The sequence below is a fragment of the Vannielia litorea genome, assembly GCF_900142295.1.
GTDB lineage: Bacteria > Pseudomonadota > Alphaproteobacteria > Rhodobacterales > Rhodobacteraceae > Vannielia > Vannielia litorea.
The window spans coordinates 1,165,569-1,188,279 of record NZ_FSRL01000001.1 but is presented as its reverse complement, the minus strand read 5'-3'; the positions used below and the strand labels follow the sequence as shown (position 1 = coordinate 1,188,279).

Annotated in this window: 20 protein-coding genes and 1 tRNA gene; all 21 read right to left on the bottom strand. The window is 66.1% G+C overall.

Translation table 11 applies throughout. The features are described from left to right. Positions 1 to 53: 53 nt before the first annotated feature. The 21 genes from BUR94_RS05990 to pdxH all read right to left on the bottom strand — a co-directional run bounded on the left by BUR94_RS05990 (position 54) and on the right by pdxH (position 22,563). Positions 54 to 1,931 (bottom strand): DUF2264 domain-containing protein, encoded by a 1,878-nt coding sequence (locus tag BUR94_RS05990; RefSeq protein ID WP_074255316.1) that lies wholly within the window; start codon positions 1,929 to 1,931, stop codon positions 54 to 56. Further along, positions 1,928 to 3,598 (bottom strand): dipeptide ABC transporter ATP-binding protein, encoded by a 1,671-nt coding sequence (locus BUR94_RS05985; RefSeq protein WP_245794384.1) that lies wholly within the window; start codon positions 3,596 to 3,598, stop codon positions 1,928 to 1,930. Before BUR94_RS05985 ends, BUR94_RS05990 begins: the two co-directional genes overlap by 4 nt. A gap of 10 nt (positions 3,599 to 3,608) precedes the next feature. Then, on the bottom strand, positions 3,609 to 4,790 hold the full coding sequence (locus BUR94_RS05980; protein ID WP_139301232.1) for an ABC transporter permease: 1,182 nt from the start codon (positions 4,788 to 4,790) through the stop codon (positions 3,609 to 3,611). Positions 4,791 to 4,798: 8 nt separating this feature from the next. After that, positions 4,799 to 5,797 carry an ABC transporter permease gene (locus tag BUR94_RS05975; protein ID WP_074255314.1) on the bottom strand — a complete coding sequence of 333 codons (999 nt, stop codon included), beginning with the start codon at positions 5,795 to 5,797 and terminating at the stop codon, positions 4,799 to 4,801. Between the two features lie 67 nt (positions 5,798 to 5,864). Then, entirely contained in the window at positions 5,865 to 7,754 is a 1,890-nt protein-coding gene (locus BUR94_RS05970) for an ABC transporter substrate-binding protein (RefSeq protein WP_074255313.1), read from the bottom strand. 24 nt (positions 7,755 to 7,778) lie between these two features. Further along, positions 7,779 to 8,570: a sugar phosphate isomerase/epimerase family protein gene (locus BUR94_RS05965; RefSeq protein WP_074255312.1), complete on the bottom strand. Its 792-nt coding sequence runs from the start codon at positions 8,568 to 8,570 to the stop codon at positions 7,779 to 7,781. After that, positions 8,567 to 9,589, bottom strand: a complete 1,023-nt coding sequence (locus tag BUR94_RS05960; RefSeq protein WP_084192931.1) for a hydroxyacid dehydrogenase — start codon at positions 9,587 to 9,589, stop codon at positions 8,567 to 8,569. The genes BUR94_RS05965 and BUR94_RS05960 overlap by 4 nt, the downstream gene beginning before the upstream one ends. Before the next feature lie 104 nt (positions 9,590 to 9,693). Further along, positions 9,694 to 10,746 (bottom strand): LacI family DNA-binding transcriptional regulator, encoded by a 1,053-nt coding sequence (locus tag BUR94_RS05955; protein ID WP_074255311.1) that lies wholly within the window; start codon positions 10,744 to 10,746, stop codon positions 9,694 to 9,696. Between the two features lie 120 nt (positions 10,747 to 10,866). Then, positions 10,867 to 11,691, bottom strand: coding sequence for a sugar phosphate isomerase/epimerase family protein (locus BUR94_RS05950; protein WP_074255310.1), 825 nt, complete (start codon positions 11,689 to 11,691; stop codon positions 10,867 to 10,869). Then, complete coding sequence (locus tag BUR94_RS05945) at positions 11,688 to 12,842, bottom strand: dihydrodipicolinate synthase family protein (RefSeq protein WP_074255309.1); 1,155 nt, start codon at positions 12,840 to 12,842, stop codon at positions 11,688 to 11,690. The genes BUR94_RS05950 and BUR94_RS05945 overlap by 4 nt, the downstream gene beginning before the upstream one ends. 10 nt (positions 12,843 to 12,852) lie before the next feature. Further along, positions 12,853 to 14,004, bottom strand: coding sequence for a Gfo/Idh/MocA family protein (locus BUR94_RS05940; protein WP_074255308.1), 1,152 nt, complete (start codon positions 14,002 to 14,004; stop codon positions 12,853 to 12,855). Between the two features lie 234 nt (positions 14,005 to 14,238). Then, positions 14,239 to 14,901 carry a TetR/AcrR family transcriptional regulator gene (locus BUR94_RS05935; protein WP_074255307.1) on the bottom strand — a complete coding sequence of 221 codons (663 nt, stop codon included), beginning with the start codon at positions 14,899 to 14,901 and terminating at the stop codon, positions 14,239 to 14,241. Positions 14,902 to 14,950: 49 nt separating this feature from the next. Next, positions 14,951 to 16,270, bottom strand: a complete 1,320-nt coding sequence (locus BUR94_RS05930) for an enolase-like domain-containing protein (protein ID WP_074255306.1) — start codon at positions 16,268 to 16,270, stop codon at positions 14,951 to 14,953. Next, positions 16,267 to 17,097 carry a sugar phosphate isomerase/epimerase family protein gene (locus BUR94_RS05925; protein ID WP_074255305.1) on the bottom strand — a complete coding sequence of 277 codons (831 nt, stop codon included), beginning with the start codon at positions 17,095 to 17,097 and terminating at the stop codon, positions 16,267 to 16,269. The genes BUR94_RS05930 and BUR94_RS05925 overlap by 4 nt, the downstream gene beginning before the upstream one ends. Further along, positions 17,090 to 18,613: a tripartite tricarboxylate transporter permease gene (locus BUR94_RS05920; RefSeq protein ID WP_074255304.1), complete on the bottom strand. Its 1,524-nt coding sequence runs from the start codon at positions 18,611 to 18,613 to the stop codon at positions 17,090 to 17,092. The genes BUR94_RS05925 and BUR94_RS05920 overlap by 8 nt, the downstream gene beginning before the upstream one ends. Beyond that, on the bottom strand, positions 18,610 to 19,095 hold the full coding sequence (locus tag BUR94_RS05915) for a tripartite tricarboxylate transporter TctB family protein (protein ID WP_084192930.1): 486 nt from the start codon (positions 19,093 to 19,095) through the stop codon (positions 18,610 to 18,612). The genes BUR94_RS05920 and BUR94_RS05915 overlap by 4 nt, the downstream gene beginning before the upstream one ends. A gap of 72 nt (positions 19,096 to 19,167) precedes the next feature. Then, positions 19,168 to 20,187, bottom strand: a complete 1,020-nt coding sequence (locus tag BUR94_RS05910; protein ID WP_074255302.1) for a Bug family tripartite tricarboxylate transporter substrate binding protein — start codon at positions 20,185 to 20,187, stop codon at positions 19,168 to 19,170. 380 nt (positions 20,188 to 20,567) lie between these two features. Beyond that, positions 20,568 to 20,644: transfer RNA gene (locus BUR94_RS05905), tRNA-Pro, on the bottom strand. 48 nt (positions 20,645 to 20,692) lie between these two features. Further along, positions 20,693 to 21,271: a DUF192 domain-containing protein gene (locus BUR94_RS05900; RefSeq protein WP_342745202.1), complete on the bottom strand. Its 579-nt coding sequence runs from the start codon at positions 21,269 to 21,271 to the stop codon at positions 20,693 to 20,695. Between the two features lie 35 nt (positions 21,272 to 21,306). After that, on the bottom strand, positions 21,307 to 21,840 hold the full coding sequence (locus BUR94_RS05895; RefSeq protein WP_074255301.1) for a cold-shock protein: 534 nt from the start codon (positions 21,838 to 21,840) through the stop codon (positions 21,307 to 21,309). Between the two features lie 114 nt (positions 21,841 to 21,954). Continuing rightward, positions 21,955 to 22,563, bottom strand: a complete 609-nt coding sequence (pdxH, locus tag BUR94_RS05890) for a pyridoxamine 5'-phosphate oxidase (RefSeq protein WP_074255300.1) — start codon at positions 22,561 to 22,563, stop codon at positions 21,955 to 21,957. Between the last annotated feature and the right edge of the window lie 148 nt (positions 22,564 to 22,711).

Here is a 22,711-nt window from a genome sequence, read left to right as displayed (position 1 = left end):
AGGGGCCGGCAAAACCTCCGGCCCCTTTCTTTCATGACGGCAATCGCGCGGCCTCAGTCGAAGTCCCAGACCCGGATGACCTCGCCGCCCTCGCGCATGGCGATCAACTCGGCCGCCGAAGGCAGCGCCTCGGGCGCGTCGGGCAGCGGCGCCCCGCCCGCGCGACGGCCCGCGCAGACCCATGTGCCGAAGGACCATTCGCCCGGCTCCAATGCGCAGACCAGTTGCGGCACCCAGGTCCGCGGGGCCAGCAGGTTGGTATTGGGCTCGGGCGCGATCACGCGAGGCGTGCGGGGCGTGGCACCGGGCAGTGGCGCCACCAGATCCACGATGCAGCCGGTGTCCTCTGCGGTCACCATTCGCGCCATCGTCGCGGTCAGCTCGGGCTGCAGGTTCGGCGCGGGCGTGGGGTCGTCACGGCGCAGCGCAAAGCCGCCCTCGACCGTCTGCACGCGGCGCGCCGTCCTGATCCGGTGCAGGCGCAGGTGGCCGGGCGGCCGCGCCAGAAGCCAGCTTTCCACCTCGACCTCCGGCATCGGCGACCAGGCAGAATAAAGCCAGTCCCGACCGATCCGCGCCATGCTCTCGCGGCATCGCACGGCGGCCAGTTCGCCGTTCTCGGAGAAGGCCAGCATGTTGTCGAACGGCCCGTTCTCGAAGGCGCGGCCCTCGGTCTCGACGCTGAAGCCGTAGCGGGTGGAATAGGCGAACTTGTTGTATTTCTCGGCGGTGCGGCCAAAGGTCGGCGATTGCTGGCCGCCGGCCAGAACGGTCACATCGCCCGCGTGCTCGAATTTCACCATGCCCGGTTCGGCCAGGCTGATAACCTCCGGGCGCTCCTGCGGCGCGGCCTCCTCGGCGGCCCAGAACGGGTGATCTTCGGGCAGAGCCAGCGGCGCGAAGGCCTTCATCGCCCAATAGGGCGAGCCGGGCGAATTGTAGCGCTCGGACATCGAGAGCTGCGGGTAGCCGTAGCCGATGGTCATTACCCCGCGCGGATCGCAGATCGGCTTGTCCGACCACCAGCGCAGGTTGCGCGCCCAAAGCCCGCGGATCTCTGCCCAGGGCAGCGCCTCTTCGCCCGCCATCGCCAGCGTGCCCCAAAAGCCCGCATGGGCAAAGCGATAGGTCAGCGAGCGGCCATAGGGCAGCGCCGCGCCATCGGCGGCATACCAATTGGCGATCTGCGGGGCGAATGCCCGCGCTCGTTCACGGAAGCGGTCGCGGCGCGCCCTGTCGCTGTCGGGGCCGTACTGCGCGTAGATCAGCCCGTAGAAATGCATGGCGAAGGGGATATAGTGATCGGCCTGGCGCTTGTCGCCGTCGCGGTACCAGCCGTTCCCCATGTCCCAGCTTTCAAGCCGGTTCAGGTTGGCGTCGATGATCGAGAGGTCATGGTCAACGCCCACACGGGTGAGCCCGAGCGACACCAGCACATGGAAGAAGTTCCAGTTGTTCGGCGCGGGGGTCTGCTGCAACGAGTTGAGCAGCCAGTCGCGCAGGGTGTCGCGGCCATGCCGGCTCATCTTGTCCCAGAACACCTCCGGCGCCAGCGCGAGCGCATAGCCGATGGCGGCACTTTCGACCATCCGCTGGTCGCGGTTGGTGACCGGGCCCCAGTATTCCGGATGCCCGGGGTTGGAGCCGTTCTCCAGCCCGGTCACGAATGTCTCGATCCCGTCGAAATGGCCCCCACCGGCAAGCAGCGGCGCGAGCCCCCAGAAGGGGCGCACAAGCCCCTCGAGATCGGCCGCGGCGGCGTGAAAATGCGCTCCGGTGGCACCCAGCGTCACGCGGGCACACCCGGGCGAGAAGGCGTCGAGCAAGGGGGCGATGAGGTCCGCCACCGCGCGCTGCGCATCGGCGCGGCTGGCGAAGGGGTTGCCCGCCATCGGGTTGGCCGGGTTGCGGAAGGGGAGGTCTTTCATCATGCCACCAGATGCCGTTTGCGCGGGTCCGGGATCGGCACCGCGGAGATGAGTTTTTGCGTGTAGGGCTCCTGCGGGCTGTCGCAGATCTGCAGGGCGCTGCCGGTCTCGACCACGCGGCCCTTGTGCATCACCGCCACCCGGTCGCAGAAATAGCGCACCACGCCGATGTCATGGGCGATGAACAGGATCGCGAGGTCCAGCTCGTCGCGCAGGTCGAGCAGCAGGTCGAGGATCTGCGCCCGGATCGACCCGTCGAGCGCCGAGGTCGCCTCGTCCGCGATGATGACGCGGGGATCGAGCGCAATGGCGCGGGCGATGCCGATCCGCTGGCGCTGGCCACCGGAGAAGGCATGGGGGTAGCGCTCCATGGCTGTGGCGGAAAGGCCGACACGTTCCAGCAGTTCGCCAACGCGCTTGCGCAGGGCGGCCCCCTTCAGCAACCCGTTCACCAGCAGCGGCTCTCCGATGATCTGCTCCACCGTCATGCGGGGATTGAGCGAGCCGTAGGGGTCCTGAAAGATCATCCGCATCTCACGGTAAACCTGCCCGTCGCGGAAGCTGGCCTTGTCGGTCAGGTCGCGGGTGCCGCCGTCGCGCAGGTGATAAACCGCCCTGCCCGTCTGCGGCTGGAACCGCCCCATCAGCACCCGCGCCAGCGTGGTCTTGCCCGAGCCGGATTCGCCGACGATCCCGAGGATTTCACCGCGCCTCAGCGTGATCGACACCTCGTCCAGCGCCTGCACCCCGTCGGAAACCCTTTTCAGCAGCTTCTTCTTGCTGGGAAAGGCCAGCGAAAGCCCCTGCGTCTCGATCAGCACCTCCTCCGAGGCCGGGGTGCCGCGCCCGTGCGGCGCCTCGTCGAGACCCATCGAGGCTTTCAGCAGCTTCTTGGTATAGGCATGCGCGGGCGCGTGAAACACCTGGTCCACCGGGCCGGTCTCGACCACCGCGCCATGCAGCATGACAACCACCTGGTCGGCGATCTCTGCCACCACGCCCATGTCGTGGGTGATGAACATCACCGCCATGTCGCGGCTTTCCTGCAAGCCTTTCAGCAGCTTGAGGATCTCCGCCTGCGTGGTCACATCGAGCGCCGTGGTCGGCTCGTCGGCAATCAGGATATCCGGCTCGCAGCCCAGGGCCATGGCGATCATCGCCCGCTGACGCATCCCGCCGGAATACTCGAAGGGGTATTTGTCGATGGCCTCTTCGGGGCTCGCGATCTGAACGGCGCGCAGGGCTTCGATGGCCTTGGCCCGCGCCTCTTTCGGGGTCACCTCCTGGTGCAGCATGATCGCCTCGATGATCTGCTGGCCAATGGTGTGCACCGGCGAAAGCGAGGACATCGGCTCCTGGAAGATCATCGCGATGCGGGCGCCGCGCACGGCGCGGATCTGGGCGCCATCGGGGTCGAGGCCCGCCAGTTCGAGCCTCTGCCCCGCCTGCACGTCGACGAGGTTGATCGCGCCCGCCTTGATCACCGCCGGCTCGACGATGTTGAGCACCGCCCGCGCCGTGACCGACTTGCCGGACCCGGACTCGCCCACGAAACAGGTGGTCTCGCCCAGGCGCAGGTCGAAGCTGACGTCGGAGATCGCCGTGGTTTCGCCCTTGCGGTGGGGGAAGGCGACCGAGAGGCCCCGGACTTCGAGAACGGTATCGTTCATGGGTCTTTCCTCACTTCGCATAGGGGTCCGCGGCGTCGCGCAGCCCGTCGCCGATGAAGTTCATCGCCAGCACGGCGATCACGATGGCCGCACCGGGCAGCAGCAGCCAGGGCGCGGTGGCGAGCGTGCGGATGTTCTGCGCCTCTTGCAGCAGCACGCCCCAGGAGATCACCGGCGCCTGCAGGCCGAGGCCCAGGAACGAGAGCGCCGTCTCCGCCAGGATCATCGCCGGCACCGCCAGGGAGGCCGCGGTGATGATGTGGCTGGTGAAGGCCGGCACCATGTGGCGGATGATGACGCGCAGGTGCGAGCAGCCGTCATAGCGCGCGGCGGCCACGTAATCCTCGCCGTTCAGCGCCAGAAAGCGGCCCCGCACCACCCGGGCCAGTTCGGTCCAGCCGAGGAAGGACAGGATCAGCGTGATGGCAAAATAGGTCTGGATGGGCGACCAGTCCGAGGGCATCGCGGCAGCCAGCCCCATCCAGAGCGGGATGGTGGGCAAGGAGCGCAGAAACTCGATGGTGCGCTGGGTCACGGCATCGAACCAGCCGCCGAAGTAGCCCGCCGCGCCGCCGATGATGACACCGAGCACCAGGCTCATGATGACGCCGACAAGGCCCACCGAGAGCGAGATCTGCGTGCCATAGACAAGGCGCGAGAACATGTCGCGTCCGAGACGATCGGCCCCGAAGAGGTAGAAGGGATCGCGGCTGCGCTCGGGCGCAAGCAGGTGGATGTCGGTCGGGATCAGCCCGAAGAGCTTGTACTCCCAGTCGCGCTTGAAGAAGCTGAGGTAGATCTTCTTTTCCTCGTCGATCACGAAGGTGCGGCGCAGCGCCTCGGGCTCGATTTCGACCGAATAGCCGTAGACGTAAGGCCTGAAGGACCAGCCCTCTTCTGTCCGGTCGATGAAATGCAGGTACTGCGGCGGGGCGTAGGTGTAGCGCGCCTGAACGTCACCGGGGTCGTTGGGAGCGACGAAACCCGCGAAGACGGCGATGAAAACGAAGAAGCCCAGCACCCAGAGACTGACAACAGCAAGCCGGTGCTTGGCAAAGCGGCGCCGGATCAGCTGCCACTGGCTCTCGGTGCCATGGCTGGTGTCGATGCGGGGATCGACCTCGCCCACCGGCACCTCGGGCGTATCGCTGACGGCGCCGATGCGGCCTTCGGGAGAATTCGGGGGGGTCATGCGGGTCATCAATTGGCTCCCACCATGCCAAGCCGGATACGCGGATCGATCCAGGCCAGCAGAAGATCGGAAATCAGGGTGCCGACCAGCGTCAGCAGCCCCATGAACATGATCAGCGCACCGGCGAGGTACATGTCCTGGCTCAGAAGCGCGCGCAGCAGGATCGGCGACAGGGTCGGCAGGTTCAGCACGATGGCGGTCACGAAGGACGACGAGATCACCGTGGGCAGCACCCAGCCGATGGTCGAGACCAGCGGGTTCATCGCCACGCGCACCGGGTAACGCCAGATCATCCGCCGCCGGGTCAGCCCCTTGGCGCGGGCGGTGAGCACGTAGGGCTTGTTCAATTCGTCCAGCAGGTTGGCCCGCAGCACGCGCACCAGCTGCGCGGCGCCCGCGGTCGAGATCACCAGGATCGGCGCCCAGACGTGGCTGGCAAAGTCCATGAAGCGGTCGAGCGACCAGCGGGCGTTCATGTACTCGGGCGAGAACAGGCCGGTGATGGTCACGCCGAACCAGTTGTAGCAGATGTACATCAAGACCAGCGCGAACAGAAAGTTGGGGATGGCGAGGCCGAGGAAGCCGAGGATCGTGGCGAAGTAGTCTCCGATGGAATACTGGTTGACCGCCGAATAGATGCCGATCGGGATCGACACGGCCCACATCACCACCACCGCAGTCAGCTCGACCGCCAACGAAATGCCGATGCGCTGCGAGAAGATCTCCGACACCGGGGTCTGCATCTCGAAGCTGTAGCCGAAGTTGCCGCGCAGGATCTCCGAGACCCAGGCCCAGTACTGCACAAGCACCGGCTCATCGAGCTTGTAGCGGTCGCGCAGCGCCAGCACCGTTTCCTGGTCCACGTTCTCGCCTGCCGCCGAAAGGCTGGCGATGTAGGAGGTCACGAAGTCGCCCGGTGGCAGCTGGATCACCACGAAGACGACGACCGACAAGGCGATCAGCGTCAGCAACATGGTCAGCAGTCTGCGGGCCAGATAGGTCAGCATTGCGCGTCCTCCCCAAGGTGGCGTGTGAGTGGTCGGGCGCGAGGCACACCCCGCGCCCGAAGGCGGCTTACTTCTTGAAGTAGAGCTGCGCGGTCTCCATCGGGCCGGGCTGCGGATAGACCCAGGTGTAAACCTGCCCTTCCGGCACGTTGCCCAGGTTCTTGTTGGCCACGATGTAGCCATCCGCCGGAAGCACGGTTCCCATCACGTAGAACTGCTCGGCCGCAATATCGAGAATCTCGCCGAAGATCGCCTTTTGCTCTTCCTTGTCAGGCGTCGCGATCAGCTCGAGATAGAGGTCCATCTGCTTTTGCACCTCTGCGGGCGGTGCCTCGGCCAGGGTGCTGCCACCGGCCATGAAGTGCTGCGCCCATTTCTCGGCGAAGGCAGATTCAAGGTTGAACGGAAAGTAGTACCGCGGATCGAGCAGCGCGTCGCTCATGCCGCCATCGCCCCACCAGACATGCATGTCATGCGTGTTGTTCTGGACCCTCTCATAAACCAGGCTGCGCTCCGCGTTGCGGGCGTCGAGGTCGATGCCGATCTCCTTCCAGTGCTCCACGACAAGCTGTGCGATGTCGTTGAACTCGACCTGGTCGGAGGGCGAGAAGAGCTGGATCCGGATCGGCTCGCCGTCAAAGCCCAGGCGGATGCCGTCGCTGTTGCGCTCGGTCAGGCCGAGCCCGTCCAGCAACTCGTTTGCGCGATCGGGGTCGTACTCGGTGAACTGCTTGGCCAGCGTCTCGTTGTAGAACTGCGAGCTTGGGCGCGGCGCGGCCTGGTAGGGCTCGCCCTGGCCGGCAAAGACCACGTCGATGATCTCTTCGCGGTCCATCGCCAGCGACAGCGCGGTGCGGAAGTCCTTCTCGTTGTAGAGCTTGCGCTTCTCCGGGTCGTCGTGGGTCAGGTTGAGCTGGAAGATCGCGTGGTTCATCCGGGCATCCACGGTGGATTTCAGGGTGTAGCCGCCGCTCTCCTGCCCGTCAAAGATCACCGGCTTGTTGGTAACGGTGGCAAAGTGTCGGTTCGAAAAGTCGATCTCGCCATTCACCGCCTTGAGCACGATGTCTTCGACGTTCTCGGTCTGCACCATCTGCACCTTGTCGATATAAGGCAGCTGGTTGCCTTCGGTGTCGACCTTGAAGAAATAGGGGTTGCGCTCCCATTCGATCAGCTGGTTCAGCCCGTCATAGGGCGTGGTCTGGCGCCAGGCAAAGAGTAGCGGGCGGTCCTCGTCGACGAAGTTGAAGAAGCAGCTCTGCTCCATCGCCTGGGTCCAGCTGTCGAAGCCTTCGGCCTTGGCGTTGTCGGTCGCCGCCGGATCGACATCGGGAAAGTACTTGCCGCAGTAGTGTTTCGCCGCGTTGACGATGAACTGCCCCTCGACCGAGGCAAGCCGCTCCAGGAACAGCCCGTTCGGCGCCGAGAGGGTCATCTTGAAGGTCAGCGGATCGACAACCTCGCCGGTGATCTTGTCCCATTCAAAGCCCGAGGCCTTGCGCCCGCCATAGGCGGAACTCTTCATCACGTTGAGCGCAAACAGCAGGTCTTCAGCCGTGAAAGGCGCGCCGTCCGACCACTTGTGGCCCTCGCGCAGGTAGAAGGTGAACTCGGTTGCCTCGTCGTTGACCTCGAAGCGTTCGGCCACGTTGGGCACGACCTCGGTCCACTCGTAATCGTAGGCCACCAACGGCTGATAGCCCACGGTGCGGCGGATCCAGCCGGTGTCATAGGTGCCCTTGAGCGCCGAGCGCCAGGTGCCGCCATAGGTGCCCACCGACTCCAGAGGCGTCACCACCATCGGGTTCACCGGCAGGCGCTCCTCGACCGGCGGCAGGGTGCCCGCCTCGACGGCGGCCTGCAGGTCTGGCGCCTGGGTGTAGTCCTGCCCCAAGGCCGGCCCGGCCAGCGCCACCAGCGCGACCAGCGATACTCCGGTGAATTTCGTTCTCAGCATGTGGGTCTCCTCCCTTGAGATGCGTTATCTTGCGTCTGCCGGCCGGCGGCAGAGCGCCAGCAGGTGTTGGATGTCATCGTGAAACTGGCTCTCCGCGTCCTCGCGGACGAATTCGAGAAAGCCGGTGCGCGGATGCGGCCAGCGCGGCGCGGGCGTCCAGGCGTCGAACAGCGCGCGCCAGTCGTCGATGCCCTCGCCGAGCGGACGGCGCTCCTGCCCGGCCTCGGTCATGATCCAGTGAAAGACATGCAGATCGCCCAGGTGCGGCGTCAGCATGGCCAGTTCCTCCAGCCACCGCGCCCTGCCCCGCCCCGGCACCGGCTGCCAGTAGCTGAAAAGGTTGTCGTGATCCGCCGCCTCCAGCAGGGCCAGCGTGTCCTCAGCCTCTTCGGTCAGCGACTTGCGGTGGTATTCGACGCTGACCGTGACGCCGTGGTCTGCCGCCCTGCGTGCCATCTCGCGCAGCTCCCTGGCCGCACCGGCAAGGGCCGCCTCGCCCGCATCGGCGCGTTTCGCCTCCCCGGCCCAGACCCGGATGTTCGTGGCCCCCAGCGCCCTGGCGGTGTCCAGCACCGGGCCGAAGTTCTGCACCGCCTCCGACGTGCCCGCGCGGACGTAGGAGCCGTAAGATGCGGGCACGATCCCGCGCGCGCGGCAAAGATCGCCGATGCGGCGGGCGTGATCCGCATCGCCGGGCAGCACATGCTTGTCGGCGCCCCATTCGATCGCCTCGACACCGGATTGCGCCGCCAGATCGACAACAGCCTCGGCATCGAGCGCGCGGAAGGTGACAGAGCAGAGGCCGGGCCGGATCATGCCACGCGCTCCCAATCCGCCATGATCACCTCGTTCTGCAACGGTTCGCCGCGGGTGAAACGCTCGATATCTTCGAGCACCAGCTGGGTCATGTCGCAGACCTCGCAGCCGAAAGAGCCCGCGATATGCGGCGTCAGGGTGACGTTGGGCATGTCCCAGAGGGGCGAGGCGTCCGGCAGGGGTTCGGGGTCGGTCACGTCGAGCACCGCAAAAAGCCGGCCATCCGCCATCGCGGTTTCGAGCGCCTGCGCGTCGATGATCCGCCCCCGCGCGGTATTGATCAGCAGCGCCCCGTCCTGCATCCGGGCAAATTCCGACACCCCGAAGCTGCGCTCGGTCGACGGCAGCAGCGGCTGGTGCAGGCTGACCACGTCGCTCTGCGCCAACAGATCGTCCATCGATACCTTCTTCGCGCCAAAACCCGCCGCCGCCTCGGCACTCACGAAAGGATCGTGCAGCAGGACGGAGACCCGGTGGCGGCGCAGATCCTCGGCCACCCGGCGCCCGATCCGCGATGCACCGATGATCCCGACGGTGCGGCCGGTGTTGCCGACCGGCCCGGCCAATATGGTCCTGCGGGTCGCAATGCGCGTGCGCTGGCTGCGGTAGACCCTGCGCCATTCTTCCACGCGTTTCAGGTGCAGCAGGATATGCGCCAGGGTGAATTCCGCCACCGGGCGCGCATTGGCCTCGGCCCCGCTGATCACCGTCAGGCCCGACGACGCGGCATCACGGTCGAGAATGCCCTTCACCGTGCCCGCCAGGTGGGCCACGAGCTTCAGTCGGGGCATCTTGCGGCGCAGCTCCGCATCGATCCGGCCGGATTTCCAGCCGGTCACGAGGATATCCACCTCGGCCAGCCGCGTCGCGGCGTCGCAGCCTTGAAGGTCGGCAATCGGCTCGGGATGCAGCAGGTTCGTGGCGGCGCTCAGCCGGGCAAGATGCGCGTCGCGGCAGGCGGTCGGAAAGTGAATCTCGAATTCCGGCTGCGCGAGCTGAACCAGTGACGAATAGCGCATCCAAACCTCCCAGTGACACAACGCGTCCCGGCAAGGTTTGCACTTTTTGCACTCAAGCGCAAGTTTTTACGCAATAATGCAAGTTTTTGCATTACTTTGCAACGCTAGCCCAAGGCGTTGAAATCACTGCGATTTGACAAGTCCGCAACCGTTTCGGCCTGCTTGAGAATGACCTGTGTCTGAACCTGTTGCGTCGGCCTGTCCGGTTCGGCGCTTCTCGTGCACAACAGGCGAATCGCTTCGTGGCCCAGATACTCCCAGTCCACGTAGAGCGTGCTGAGCAGCGGCGAGGAGAATTCCGCCAGCGGAAGCCCGTTGAACCCGAGCAGCGACACCTCGCGCGGCACGTCGATTTCCCGCATCCGCAGCTCCTGCATGACCGTGAGCGCGACGATATCGGCCGAGCAGAAAACCGCGGTGTAGGGAAATGCCGACTCGCTCAGAATCTGCTTCAGGGCGACCTGCGCGGCCTGTTCGGTCACGTTGCCGATTTCGATGAAATCGCAGTCCAGCCCGTCCATGCCCGCTTGAGCGATGGCGTCGAGAAAGCCCTGGGTGCGCGCCGCCAGGGTCAGGCGTCGCGCGGTCCCCAGCTGAAGGATGCGGCGGTGACCCATGTCCAGAAAGTGCTGCGCGGCCAGCCACCCGCCCTGGTAATTGTTCGGCGCCACCTGGTCATGGGTCATCGACGGATCGAGGCCATTGACCAGCACCGCCGAATTTCCGGTTTCTCGCAGTTTCTTCAAAAGCTTGGGCGACGGATCGACACCCGCGAACAGGACCCCGGTCTCCGCACCGCCCAGGATCCGCTCGGGAATCTCGCCATCTTCGCCCAGCAGCGCCAGCTCGACCCGCAGTCCGTATTTGCGCGCCGCCTTCTGGATGCCGGTCATCACGAAGTGATAGATCGACCCCGAGCCGGAGTTCAAGTCGACCTGCTTGAGAAACAGCAAGGCCCGTTCCATGCGGTGAGTCACCAGGCCGCCGCCGTCGCCCGGCAAAGTGATCGGCGTGCCGAGGTCGGCTGCGGCGCGCAACACCTTCTGCGTCGTGGCGGGGCTTATGCCCGGCGCGCCGGACAAGACCCGGGACACCGTCGAAACCGACACGCCGACCACCCGCGCGATATCTTCCTGCCTGACCTTCGAATGGCGCATCAACTCACTCCCCGACCGTTCGTTCTTCCGGGCGAAAATACGAGTGCCCTCCCTGTTCTTGACCGAACGGGAGGGCAATGCAAGTTTTTTGCAAATTTTGCGCTCTATCTGTCGCCGTCCCTAGATGGCCGGAAGCGCCTTCACCATGGCTGCAAGCACATCGTCGGCCGGCTTCTTCCACCAGTTCTCGGCCGAGAAGATCTCGACCTCGACCAACCCGTCGAAGCCTTCGGCCTCGACCATCTGGCGGAAGGTGGGAATGTCGATCACCCCCTCGCCCATCATGCCGCGATCGGTCAGCAGATCCTGCGTCGGGTTCATCCAGTCGCAGACGTGGAAGGCGTGGATCCGTTCCTTTCCGGCGCGCTTGATCTGGGCGGCAATCTCCGGGTCCCACCAGATGTGATAGACATCGAGCGCAACGCCGATGCCGTCGCCCAGCCGGTCGCAGATATCCAGCGCCTGCCCCGTGGTATTCACGCAGGCACGGTCGGCGGCATACATCGGGTGCAGCGGCTCGATACCGACCTTCACGCCCTGGGTGCGGGCATAGTCCAGCGTTTTCGCCAGCCCCTCGGTGACAACCTCGCGCGCCGAAACCAGGTCCTTGGAGCCTTGGGGCAGCCCACCCACGACCATGACAAGGGTTTCCGCCCCGATGGCGGCGGCCTCATCGACGGCCCGCTTGTTGTCGTCGATCACCTTTTGCGTCAGCGCCCCCTCCGCGGTGTACCAGCCGCCCCGGCAAAGCCCCGACACGCCCAGCCCCGCCTCGCGGATCAGCCTTGCAGCCCGGTCCACACCGCATTCCTGCAACTTGTCGCGCCAGGGCGAGATGCCTCCGATGCCGTGGCGCTTGCAGCCCTCGATGCACTCCTCGAGGCTCCATTGCTTCGACACGGTGGCGGTGTTCAGTGAAAGGTCGGCAGCGGTCAGCGTCCTCATGCCCAGACCCCCCGCGCCTGAAACACCGGCGTCGCGCGGCGCACCACCTCGTCGGGGTCGGTGAAGAGCTGCGCGGCATTGGCCAGCCGGATCGCCTCGGCCAGGTGCAGTGTCGAGCGGGCGCTTTCCTGGCCGCCGACCATGGTGAAATGGTCCTGGTGGCCCATCAGGTAGGCCATGAAGACCACCCCGGTCTTGTAGAACCGCGTCGGCGCCTTGAAGATATGGCGACTGAGCGGCACCGTGGGGTCGAAAGCCGCGTGATAAGCGGCGGCGTCCTCTTCGGCCAGCGCGTTCAGCGCCCGGCAGGCGGCCCCGGCGATGGGGTCGAAGATGCCCAGCAGCGCGTGGGAATAGCCCTGGTCGTCGCCCTTGATCAGCTCGGGGTAGTTGAAGTCGTCGCCGGTGTACATCAGCACGCCCTCGGGCAGGCGGCGACGCATGGCGATTTCCTTTTCCGCCGAGAGCAGCGAGATCTTGATGCCGTCGATCTTGTCGGCATTGTCGGCAATCACCGAGAGGCAGGTGTCCATCGCGGCCATGTGGTCGGCGTTGCCCCAGTAGCCCGCCAGCGCCGGATCGAACATTTCGCCCAGCCAGTGCAGGATCGCCGGTTGCCTGAGACCCGAGAGCACGCGGCCATAGACGCGGGCATAATCCTCCGGCCCCTTCGCCGCCCGCACCAGGGCACGGCTGGCCATCAGGATCACGCGGGAGCCGGTCGCCTCGACCGCCTCGCATTGCATCTCGTAGGCGGCGATCACGTCGTCCACGGTCACCTCCGGGCCGGGGGCCAGGTGGTCGGTCCCTGCCCCGCTGGCGATCAGCGCGCCTTCCGGGGCCGCGTCCATGCTGCGCCGGATCAGCTCCAGCGAGGTCGCCCAGTCCAGCCCCATGCCGCGCTGCGCGGTGTCCATCGCCTCGGCCACGCCCAGGCCGAGCGACCACAGATGCTGGCGAAAGGCGAGCGTGCGGTCCCAGTCGACGGCAACGCCATCGCCCGGGTCCACCTCGGCTAGCGGGTCAGCGACGACGTGGGCCGCAGCATAGGCAGTGCGGGTCCAGGTGCCGCCCGGTGCGGGCACCGGGCCTGCGGTGAGGTCCAGCGGCGCAGTGCCGCCGTCTGCCGTGGGAAGGATCAGTTGTGCCATGTCCGCCCCCTCAGATGTCGAGCGCCGGCACGTCGAGCCAGCGACGCTCTTGCGAGCTCTTGTAGCCCAGCTCCGCCAGTTGCACGCCCTTGGCGCCCTCTTCCAGCGTGTAGGACCAGGGCGCATCCTCGACCACATGGCGCAGGAACTGCTCCCACTGCACCTTGAAGCCGTTGTCGAAGTCCTTGTTGTCAGGCACTTCCACCCAGTCTTCGAAGAAGTTCATCGTCTGCTTCTGGTCGGGGTTCCAGACCGGCTTGGGCGTGTTGACCCGCGCCTGGCTGTAGCAGGTGTGCAGCCCCGCCACGGCGCTGCCATGGGTGCCGTCGATGTGGAAGGTCACCAGGTCGTCGCGCCGCACGCGGGTGCACCAGGAGCTGTTGAGCTGGGCGATGATGTCGCCTTCCAGCTCGAAGGTGGCATAGGCCGCGTCATCGGCGGTGGCGTCGTAGCGCTCGCCGTTCTCGTCCCAGCGCTCGGGGATGTGGGTGACGGCCGTGCAGTTCACCGCCTTGACCGGGGCCACCACGTTGTCGAGCACGTAACGCCAATGGCAGAGCATGTCCGAGACCATGCCGCCACCGTCCTCCTTGCGGTAGTTCCAGGAGGGGCGCTGGGCCGCCATCCAGTCGCCCTCGAAGACCCAGTAGCCGAACTCGCCGCGCACCGAGAGGATCTTGCCGAAAAACCCGCTGTCACGCAGACGCTTGAGCTTCAGCAGGCCCGGCAGGTCCAGCTTGTCGTGCACGATGCCGTTCTTCACGCCCTTGGCCTTGGCGTGTTTGGCAATCGCAATCGCCTCCTCCAGCCCTTCGGACACCGGCTTTTCCGAATACACGTGCTTGCCCGCGTCGATCGCCTTGCGCAGCAGCCCGGGGCGCATCTGGGTACTGGCCGCGTCAAAGAAGATGGTATCGTCGGGATTGGCCAGCGCCGCATCGAGATCGGTGGTATAGCGGTCGACCCCATGCTTCGCGGCCAGTTCGGCGATCTTCTTCTCGTTGCGCCCGACGATGATCACATCCGGCACCAGCCGGTCGCCGGACTTGAGCAGCATGCCGCCTTCGTTGCGGATCGCCAGGACCGAACGGATCAGGTGCTGGTTCATCCCCATGCGCCCGGTGACGCCGTGCATGATGATGCCGATGCGTTGTGTGGTCATTGTCTTGCTTCCCTCTTCTTGGCGTCATTCGGGCGCGCGCGGCGCTTGGGTGCCGTTGATCTGCACGGGCGGAGCCAGGAAATCCCGATGTCGTTCATGAATCCTCCCGCAAGCTACCATCCGGTAAACTCTAAGCTACCGTTTAGTAGGTTATGAGAATCGAGTCAAGGATCAATGCTCTCGGCACCGCGCTTTTCGGGTCTGCCCGGGGGGAGCCGGACCTGTCGGGAGAGCCTAGCCGGCGTCCTTGTCGGACTGCCGCAGATAGCGCACGATCATGTCCGCGGCCTTGTCGGCGTGGTCCCTCAGCCAGTCTTCCGAAATCGGCGCGCGAAACACCGTGCTGAGCGTGTGCATGTTGGAGATCGGAAACCAGCAGACAGAGGCGATGAAGATGTAAAGCTCCACCGGGTCGATCGAAGAACGGAACTGCCCGGAGGTGTTGCCGCGCCGCAGGATTTCCTCGACACGGCGCAACAGGACCGACTGGATCTCGGTGGCGTCGTCCAGCGTCCGGACCGTCTCGCCGCCCATAAGGTTCTCGGTGTTCAGCATCCGGATGAACCACGGGTTGTTCCAGAAGTGGTTCATGGTGAAATGCACCAGCGCCCGCACCGCCTCTTCAGGCTCCAGCCTGTCGAGGTTCAGCGTCATCTCACCCTGGCGGATCTGAACATAGGCTTCGCGGAGTGCGGCGGCATAAACCGCGTCCTTGTCGCCGAAGTAATCATAGATCATCGGCTTGCTGACACCGGCCCGCGCGGCGATGCGGTCGACACGGGCGCCCGAGTGGCCAACCTCGCTGAACTCCTCCAGCGCGGCGTGAAGGATGGCGGCCCGGGTTACTTCCGGGTTGCGTTTGCGGTCCTTCCGGATCGGGGTAACGTGCTTGGCCATGCGCCCTCTCGTTGGTCGTGCGATCCCCCGCGCCAGGGTGCCTTCCTCCTTACCAGCCGAAGCCCGGCCGGGCCAGAGAGCCAATCCCGACGCGGCCACCGGCGATCCGAAGCGCTACTCCGTCGGCATCCTGCGTCAGGATATCGTCATGGCGCTCCAGCAGGATCGCGCGTTCGTCCTCCGGCGCGCCCTGCAGACCGCCGGCAAAATGGTGGCCGTTGCGCTCGACGTCGCGCACACCGCAGGCCGACATCATCGCCGCGTCCTGTAGCCAGCAGATGCCGGGCTGACAGGTCAGGTCCTCGCCCGACAGGATGGCCCCCGCGGCATCGGCACGCGCCTTGTTGATCAGCGCCCTGAGCACGCCCTTGCAACTCTTGATCGAGGTGCCCGACCAGCCAAGGGCCAGGGCGCGGGCAAAGGCATCCTCTGCGTCGTCGCTCTCGTCGATGATCAGCGGAAGCGGCGCCACGACGGGTGCGGCCAGGGCAATCTCGCGCGGAAAGGGTTGCTCCACGAAGCGAACCGCCGAGGTGAAACGCGCCAGCGCCCCATCCTCGGAAAGCGCGCCCAGGAAGGCGCCGAAGTCGCCGGGCGCATATTGTTCGTTGGCATCCAGCGTCACCGCATAGTCGCCGCCCGCGTCCAGCAGCCCGGCGATGTCGCGCAGGCGGCGGTGATCGGCCTCCGGGTCGCCCTTGAGCTTGATCTTGAAGGCCGAAACGCCGGTCGCCTCGATCACCTCGTCCAGCGAAACCGGCCGCCCGTCGCCTGGGCGGTCCGCCCCGACATCCTGCCGCCGCAGGGGGGCGTCGAAACCGACGGTATGGCGCAGAACAAGAGCTTTCGGTGCAGAGATCGCGGCCAACGACCGCGACAGATCTGCGGGCGACAGATCGTCGGGGCAACCGCGGACCAGCCCGAAGGCATCCTCCCGCGCCGCCGTCCAGAAGGGCAAACCGAGGGCCGTGCACAGCGCGTCGATCATCGCCATTTCAACCAGCGCAGGCCCGAAGCACCGCGCCAGCGGCGGTGTGTTCGGCAAGGCCCGATCCAGGCTGGCCCGCAACTCGCGCGTCACCTCCAGCGCCGTGCCGCGCAGACCGGAGGCCTCGGCCACCGCACGGTTCACGACCGCGCGCAACTCGTCGATGGTGTCCGCGTTGCTCATCTCGGCGCTCTTGTTGAACCAGCGCGGCACCATCAGCTGCGCCGACCGCCCCGAAACCCGCGTGCCCTCGACCTCGATCTCGACGCGGGCATGCGCCTCGGCGGTCTCGCGGACCTCGGTGCTGCCAAACTGGAAGGGCAGCCGCATGACGACAGGGCGTTCCGACCAGCTGGCCGAGAGGATCGTGAGCATTGTCATGAACAGGCCCTTTCACAAGCACGCAGGGTGGCAATTCCGGTGGCGGCGGTAACGCGCGCGTCGATCAGGGTGCGAAAGGGCTCGACCCCCACGGGCCGGCTCCAGCCGGTCTCGACCAGCGCGGCGACGATCTCGGGAAACGGGTCATCGCCCATCCCCGGCGCGCCGCGATTGGTGTCGTTGGCGTGAACATGCCCGATCAGGCCGGTCGGCACCCATTCGCGGATCAGCTCGGCCACCGGCGGCTCGGTCTGGCCCGCGGCGCTGATGTCGATCATGGTCTTGAAGGCCGGGCTGCCGATCGCCCGCGCCAGCTCAGCCCCCTGCCCCACGGTGGTGATCGTGTCGTCCTCGGCGCGCGACAGCGGCTCGATGCAATACACCACGCCGTGCCGTTCCGCCGCCTCCGCCACCGGCCCGAAAAAGGCAGCCAGATGGGCGATCAGCGCACCATCGTCCATGCCCTGCGGGCGCCGCCGCTGCTTCGGCGAGCCGTGAATCAGAACCTCGCCGCCGAGCGCCGCGCAGAGCGCCACCAGCTTCAGCAGTACGGCCTGCGCCCGGCCCTGCACCGCCGGATCGGTGATCGAAAGGTCCGGATAGCCGCTGAGCAACCAGTGCAGCCCGGTGACGCGCAGGCCCTCGGCCTCGATCTCGGCCCGGATCCGCGCAATCTCGTCGCCGGTCAGATCATGCAGCGCATACCCCAGCGTGGCGGGCGCCAGTTCGAGCCCGCAATACCCCAACGCGGCGGCGGTGCGCGCCTGCTCGGCCAGGGGCAGGCCTTCCTCGGCCAAGAGCTCGTTGCACAGGGCATACTCAAGCATTGAACCGCGCCCCGATCCAGCGAAACGGCGCCAGCGCCACACGCCGGACCACGGGCAGGTTCATCGCGATCGACAGCACGATCAGCGCCACGAAGGCCGCCGATACCGGCCGCGTGAAGAACGGAGCCAGCTCGCCATCGCTCAGCGTCAGCCCGCGCCGAAGGCTCTTGTCGAGCAGGTCGCCCAGGATGATCCCCAGCACCAGCGGCGCCATCGGGTATTTCATCTGCCGCAGGACAAAGCCCACCAGCCCGAAGAACACCATGATCCAGATGTCGAAGACCCTCTGGCTCAGCGCGTAGGTTCCGATCACGCAAAGCACGAAGACCACCGGCATCAGGTAGCTGTAGGGCACCTTGAGCACCTGCACGAAGGCCTTGGTCAGGGTGAGACCATAAAACGCCATGAACAGCGTGGCGATCAGCACCATGGCGCTGATGAGCCCCACGAAATGCGGCTGTTCGATCATGATCAGCGGACCGGGCCGAATGCCGTGGATGAAGAGCGCGGCAATCAGCACCGCCGCCGAGGCCGAGCCGGGCACCGCCAGCGTGATAGCCGGGATCAGCGAACCGGGCACCACGGCGGAGTTGCCGGTTTCCGCGGCGAGCAGGCCTTCATGGCTGCCGTGTCCGAACTTTTCCTTTTCCTTCGATGTCTTGCGCGCGGCGGCATAGCTGGCCCAGGCCCCGATATCCTCGCCCACGCCAGGAATGATGCCCACAAGCGTGCCGATCAGCCCCGAGCGCGCGATGGTGAACTTGTAGCGCCAGAGATCCACGAAGTGCGGGATCGTCCGGTCGCTCTTGTCCTTCTTCACCGCCAACTCGCCCGCGCGGTTCCACATCGCCGTCAGCACCTCGGCAAAGCCGAAGGCCCCGACCATCGCCGGGATCAGCGCGATGCCGGCGTTCAGGTCCTGGATCCCGAGGTTGAAACGCACATGCGCGTGAATGCCCTCCGAGCCGATCATCGCAACCGCGAGCCCGAGCAGCCCGGCGATGTAGCCCTTGAGCGCCGTGGTGTCGGCGGTCAGCTGGCCGGAAATCAGGATGCCGAAGACCGCCAGCCAGAAAAACTCGAAACTGCCGAAGTTCAGCGCGGCCTCGGCCAGGGGCGGCGCGATCAGCACCAGCATCAGCACGCCCGCCAGCGTGCCCAGGGCCGAGCCCGCAGTGGCCAGCCCCATCGCGTAGCCCGCCCGCCCCTGCTTGGCCAGCGGATAGCCGTCCAGCGAGGTCGCCGCACTGGCGGGCGTGCCGGGAATGTTGAGCAGGATCGCGCTGCGCGAGCCGCCATAGATCGCACCGACATACATGCAGATCAGCACGAAGATCGCGGAGGTGGAATCCAGCGAATAGGTCAGCGTGGTCATCAGCGCCACGCCCATCGTCGCCGTCAGACCCGGCAAGGAGCCCACCACGATGCCCAGAAGCGTGGCCCATGCCGCATGAAACAGCATCGTCGGCGTGAGCAACGTGCCCAGCCCGGAGAGAAGATCGCCCAGCCCGCTCATGGCAACCGCACCAGGAAGAGCTTCTCGAACAGCAGCGAAGATCCCAGCGCCACCCCGAACCCCAGGGCCAGGGCCCCGGCGAGCGAAATGACCTGCGCGCGCCGCGCGCCCTCGACAGGGAAGGAAAAGACCAGGGTAAAGCAGGTGGTGAAGACGAAGGTGGCCCAGAAATACGGCAGCCAGCCCACGAGCCCCAGCGCATAGACCGTGCAGATCGTGGTGGTGATCCCCAGCCGTGCCCAGGACCCGCCCGAGAGCACCAGGGCCGCGTTGCGCTCGTCCGTCTTGACGGACGTCCAGAAGAGCAATGCCGCGCAAAGCGACAGCAACACACCCAGGATCATCGGCACGAGGCCGGGGATCGAGGCCGGGTGGATTTGCCTGATTTCCAGCCGGTCCATCGTGTAGCCGCCCGCGAGCAGCGCCAGTCCGAGCAGGAACAGCAGGATAGCCGTAAGGCGGTCCGCCAGGGCCATGTGCATGGTATCACCAGTTCTCTTGAATGCAGTCAGATCCGGGCGGAGCCGCGGAGGGCCCCGCCCGAAGAAGCGCGCTTACTCGGCCGGGCAGTCGATGCCGATCTCCGAAGGATCGACGACCGCCTCGCCGCGGGTCACGCGGGCGCAGGCCTCGGACACGACCACCGGCATCGCCTTTTCGAGGGCGCCCTCGCCAAAGCTCGGGGCAAAGACGGCGCCACGGTCGGTGGCATAGGACTTGAGCGCCTCGCTGTTCATGACGTGATCCTGCCAGACCTGGTCGACGGTGTCATACACCTCCTGCGGCGCACCCACCGGGATGAACACGCCAAAGTAGTCCGCGGCCACGTGGAAATCGGGCATGAAGTCGGTGATCGGCGGCACCGGGTCGATACCCTCGACCTCCAGCGCGGTATCCGAGAGCACGGCAAGAGCGCGCAGCCGTCCGGCCCGGATCATCTCGGTCTGCTCCACCGCGAGCTGGGTGGTCACCTGAACCTCGCCGCTGGCCGCAGCGATGACCGCGGGGTTGCCGCCGTCATAGGTGATCATCCGCGCGCCGGCCAGATCGCCCTCGGCGCTTTCCTTGATCGCCGCAAGCGCCATGCCGCCCGAGGAGTTCACCCCAGCGGTGCCCACCGTGACCGAGCCGTTCTGCATGGCGTCCAGCAGTTCGGGAAAGGTCTGGTAGGGCGCATCGGCGTTGACGCTGACCAGCGGCACGTTCGCGACGTGCAGGTAGATGTGATAATCCTCGATCGAGGTGTTCTCGATCAGGCCGGTCACCGCATAGGTGGCGTTGTTGGCAATGGCGTTCGCGGTCCAGGTGTAGCCGTCGCGCGGGGCGTCCAGCGCGGCCTTGGTGCCGGTCGAGCCCGACGCCCCCGGCTGGTTGACCACCACGACCTCGGTGCCCAGTGCCTCCTCCAGGATGGGCGCGACGACCCGGGTGACCTGGTCGGTCGATCCGCCCGCCGACCACGGCACGATGATGTTGATCGGACGGTCCGGTTTCCAGCTGTAGTCCTGCGCGGCAAGCGGGGCGGCAAAGGCCGCGGCCGCCGCGACAATGGCAATCCTTGAAAGGGCCGACATGGTATCTCCTCCGTTATCTACCATGTAGTAGGTTATGGAGCGGGCCTGCTTCTGTCAAACGTTTTGGTGACCCTTGGTCTTCGATTTCGTGCCAGGCAGGGAGCCTCCGGACATGGCGGATCGCCCTCGAGGCGACGCCCCTGCACACCCCTTCGCAGGAGGCGCCGAAAGACCCTGGTTTGCCCCGGATTATACCACCACGCCCGCCCGGCCCACCGGCGGACACCGTCCCCGGGCCAAGGCCTGGCAGGTCTCGTCTCCCGAAGTCAGCGCAGCCTCCTCACGCGCAGGTTTCGGGCACAGAGCCCCGCCCTGACCGCGCCAAACGCCAGGCCCACCCCGACGCCGAACACGTCACATCCCGTCTTTCCTGGCTTGAATGGTCGGGGCGGAGAGATTCGAACTCCCGACCCTCTGTTCCCAAAACAGATGCGCTACCAGGCTGCGCTACGCCCCGACGAGGCGCGGTGTAGCGCGGTGCGCGCCCGAAGGAAAGAGCCTCTAGTCACTCGGCCCCGCAGGGCCAGGCCGCCGTCTCGCCAAAGGCCGGGTGCCGCATCTGCGCGCCGGGCGCGATCCCGAAGGCCTCGGCCAGCCCGCCGTTGATCTCCAGCACGGCCAGAACGCCCTCGCCGCCCGGGATCGGGGTCTCGTCGAGCGGGACCGCGTTGGAATGCACCCGCGTCACCACCCCGGCCTCGTCCAGAAAGATCATGTCGAGCGGGATCAGCGTGTTGCGCATCCAGAAGCTCACCCGCCCGGCGCGCGGATAGACAAAGAGCATCCCCGCCGAACGGGCCATCTTCTCGCGGTTCATCAACCCCAGCCCGCGCTCGGCGGTGTCATCCGCGACCTCGACCGAGAACCGCGCCTGCCCGCCCTGCCAGCGCAGGTGCACCTCGTTCAGCTCGCAGCCGGCCAGGTCCGGAATCGCCGCCTGCCCCGCCTTGTCGGGCATCGCGGTCAACGGTGCCGCCGCACCGCCGCCACCGGCATCGAGCGTGGCGCCCGATTGCGCCGAAAGCGCCACCGGGGCCAGGGCCATCACCAAGGCCATCACCAAGGCCAGAAAGGGTCCGGGCATGACGCGCCGCCACTCAGGCTGCGCGCGCCATGCCCTCAATCCTTCTTTTCCTTGAGCGCCGATTCCCATGAAAGCACCTGCGTCGCCATCCTGCCGCGCCGTCCTTCGACGACCTTCAGGCAGATTGCCTCGCCCGGTTGCAGGTCTGCAAGGCCGGAGCGGCGAAGCACTTCAATGTGAACGAAAATGTCCTCCGGGTTGCGGAAGACATTGGCAAAGCCGAAGCCCTTGCCCTTGTCGAACCACTTCACCCGCGCGGGCTCCATCGGCAGAGCGGCCAGCTCCGCCGGATCGAGCGCCGCGACATCGTCGAGCAGCGGCACATCACCCGGCTCCGGCGGGTCGATCGCAAAGACCTCGACCGCCTGCTGCCCCCTGGTGGTGTCCTGTATGCTGATCTCGATCCCGGCGCCGTCCGCAACGGAGCTCTGGCCGAAATTCCGCAGCACATTTGCATGCAGCAGGATATCCGGGCCGCCCTCGTCGGCAATGACAAAGCCGAAGCCCTTGGCGGGATCAAACCATTTGACTCGTCCCCGCACCCTTTTCTGCGTGTTGTCTTCTTCCATACCGGTTCAATATCGTCCTCGTGGCGCATGCCGGGCCGATGGCCCGAAAGGCGCACTGCCCCAGTAACATGGGCATTCCCCTACCGCTTAACGGCGCCTGCCAATCCGCGAGTGTTACGGATAGAGGCGCCGGACCTGCCATTCACGATCCGTCACGGCGGAACGGGTCCACCGAAACCGGTCGTGAAGACGAAACGCGCCGTCCGCCCAGAATTCGATCTCGAGTGGCAAGATTCGAATTCCGCCCCAGAACGGAGGGCGCTCGGGAGCCGTCCCGTGCTGTGCTGTCACCTTGGCGACTTCGGCAACGAGCGTCGCACGCGATGACAGGGGCTGACTTTGCCGCGAGGCCCAGGCGCCCAACCTGGATTTCAGGGAGCGGGAGGCAAAATACGCATCAGCCTTCTGGCCGTCTTCCCGCTCGGTAACTCCCCTGACGCGAATCTGCCGCCTCAGGGACTTGGCGTGCCAGACAAAGGCCGCCTTTCCGCTTACGTCAACTTCCCGTGCCTTAGCGCTACCCCAGTTGGTGTAGAAGAGAAAGCCATGATCTTCGATTTCTTTCAGCAAGACCATGCGGGCATTGGGTAATCCGGCCTCGTCCACGGTCGCCAGCGCAATCGCGTTCGGGTCGTTGATCTCCGATCCCTCCGCCTCCGCGAGCCAGCTGCGCGCAAGGGCAAAGGGGTCGTCCCCTTCAAAGATTCCACTGCGTTCCGACATGGCCTGCCATCCCTGCTCCGGGGCGACTTACGCACCGGTCTACCCTTCAGCAACCTGTCCCTTTGGGCAGGCGCGCCGCTTCAGCGCACGCATCCGGGCCGCCGTTGCAAGTTTCGCGCACAGTCTTGCCCTGTTGCGCCAGCGCTTG

Bases quoted from the DNA above. Each gene is read 5' to 3' on its own strand.
- BUR94_RS05990 (WP_074255316.1), bottom strand. From the start codon at position 1,931: ATGATGAAAGACCTCCCCTTCCGCAACCCGGCCAACCCGATGGCGGGC.
- BUR94_RS05985 (WP_245794384.1), bottom strand. From the start codon at position 3,598: ATGAACGATACCGTTCTCGAAGTCCGGGGCCTCTCGGTCGCCTTCCCC.
- BUR94_RS05980 (WP_139301232.1), bottom strand. From the start codon at position 4,790: ATGACCCCCCCGAATTCTCCCGAAGGCCGCATCGGCGCCGTCAGCGAT.
- BUR94_RS05975 (WP_074255314.1), bottom strand. From the start codon at position 5,797: ATGCTGACCTATCTGGCCCGCAGACTGCTGACCATGTTGCTGACGCTG.
- BUR94_RS05970 (WP_074255313.1), bottom strand. From the start codon at position 7,754: ATGCTGAGAACGAAATTCACCGGAGTATCGCTGGTCGCGCTGGTGGCG.
- BUR94_RS05965 (WP_074255312.1), bottom strand. From the start codon at position 8,570: ATGATCCGGCCCGGCCTCTGCTCTGTCACCTTCCGCGCGCTCGATGCC.
- BUR94_RS05960 (WP_084192931.1), bottom strand. From the start codon at position 9,589: ATGCGCTATTCGTCACTGGTTCAGCTCGCGCAGCCGGAATTCGAGATT.
- BUR94_RS05955 (WP_074255311.1), bottom strand. From the start codon at position 10,746: ATGCGCCATTCGAAGGTCAGGCAGGAAGATATCGCGCGGGTGGTCGGC.
- BUR94_RS05950 (WP_074255310.1), bottom strand. From the start codon at position 11,691: ATGAGGACGCTGACCGCTGCCGACCTTTCACTGAACACCGCCACCGTG.
- BUR94_RS05945 (WP_074255309.1), bottom strand. From the start codon at position 12,842: ATGGCACAACTGATCCTTCCCACGGCAGACGGCGGCACTGCGCCGCTG.
- BUR94_RS05940 (WP_074255308.1), bottom strand. From the start codon at position 14,004: ATGACCACACAACGCATCGGCATCATCATGCACGGCGTCACCGGGCGC.
- BUR94_RS05935 (WP_074255307.1), bottom strand. From the start codon at position 14,901: ATGGCCAAGCACGTTACCCCGATCCGGAAGGACCGCAAACGCAACCCG.
- BUR94_RS05930 (WP_074255306.1), bottom strand. From the start codon at position 16,270: ATGACAATGCTCACGATCCTCTCGGCCAGCTGGTCGGAACGCCCTGTC.
- BUR94_RS05925 (WP_074255305.1), bottom strand. From the start codon at position 17,097: ATGCTTGAGTATGCCCTGTGCAACGAGCTCTTGGCCGAGGAAGGCCTG.
- BUR94_RS05920 (WP_074255304.1), bottom strand. From the start codon at position 18,613: ATGAGCGGGCTGGGCGATCTTCTCTCCGGGCTGGGCACGTTGCTCACG.
- BUR94_RS05915 (WP_084192930.1), bottom strand. From the start codon at position 19,095: ATGCACATGGCCCTGGCGGACCGCCTTACGGCTATCCTGCTGTTCCTG.
- BUR94_RS05910 (WP_074255302.1), bottom strand. From the start codon at position 20,187: ATGTCGGCCCTTTCAAGGATTGCCATTGTCGCGGCGGCCGCGGCCTTT.
- BUR94_RS05900 (WP_342745202.1), bottom strand. From the start codon at position 21,271: ATGCCCGGACCCTTTCTGGCCTTGGTGATGGCCTTGGTGATGGCCCTG.
- BUR94_RS05895 (WP_074255301.1), bottom strand. From the start codon at position 21,840: ATGGAAGAAGACAACACGCAGAAAAGGGTGCGGGGACGAGTCAAATGG.
- pdxH (WP_074255300.1), bottom strand. From the start codon at position 22,563: ATGTCGGAACGCAGTGGAATCTTTGAAGGGGACGACCCCTTTGCCCTT.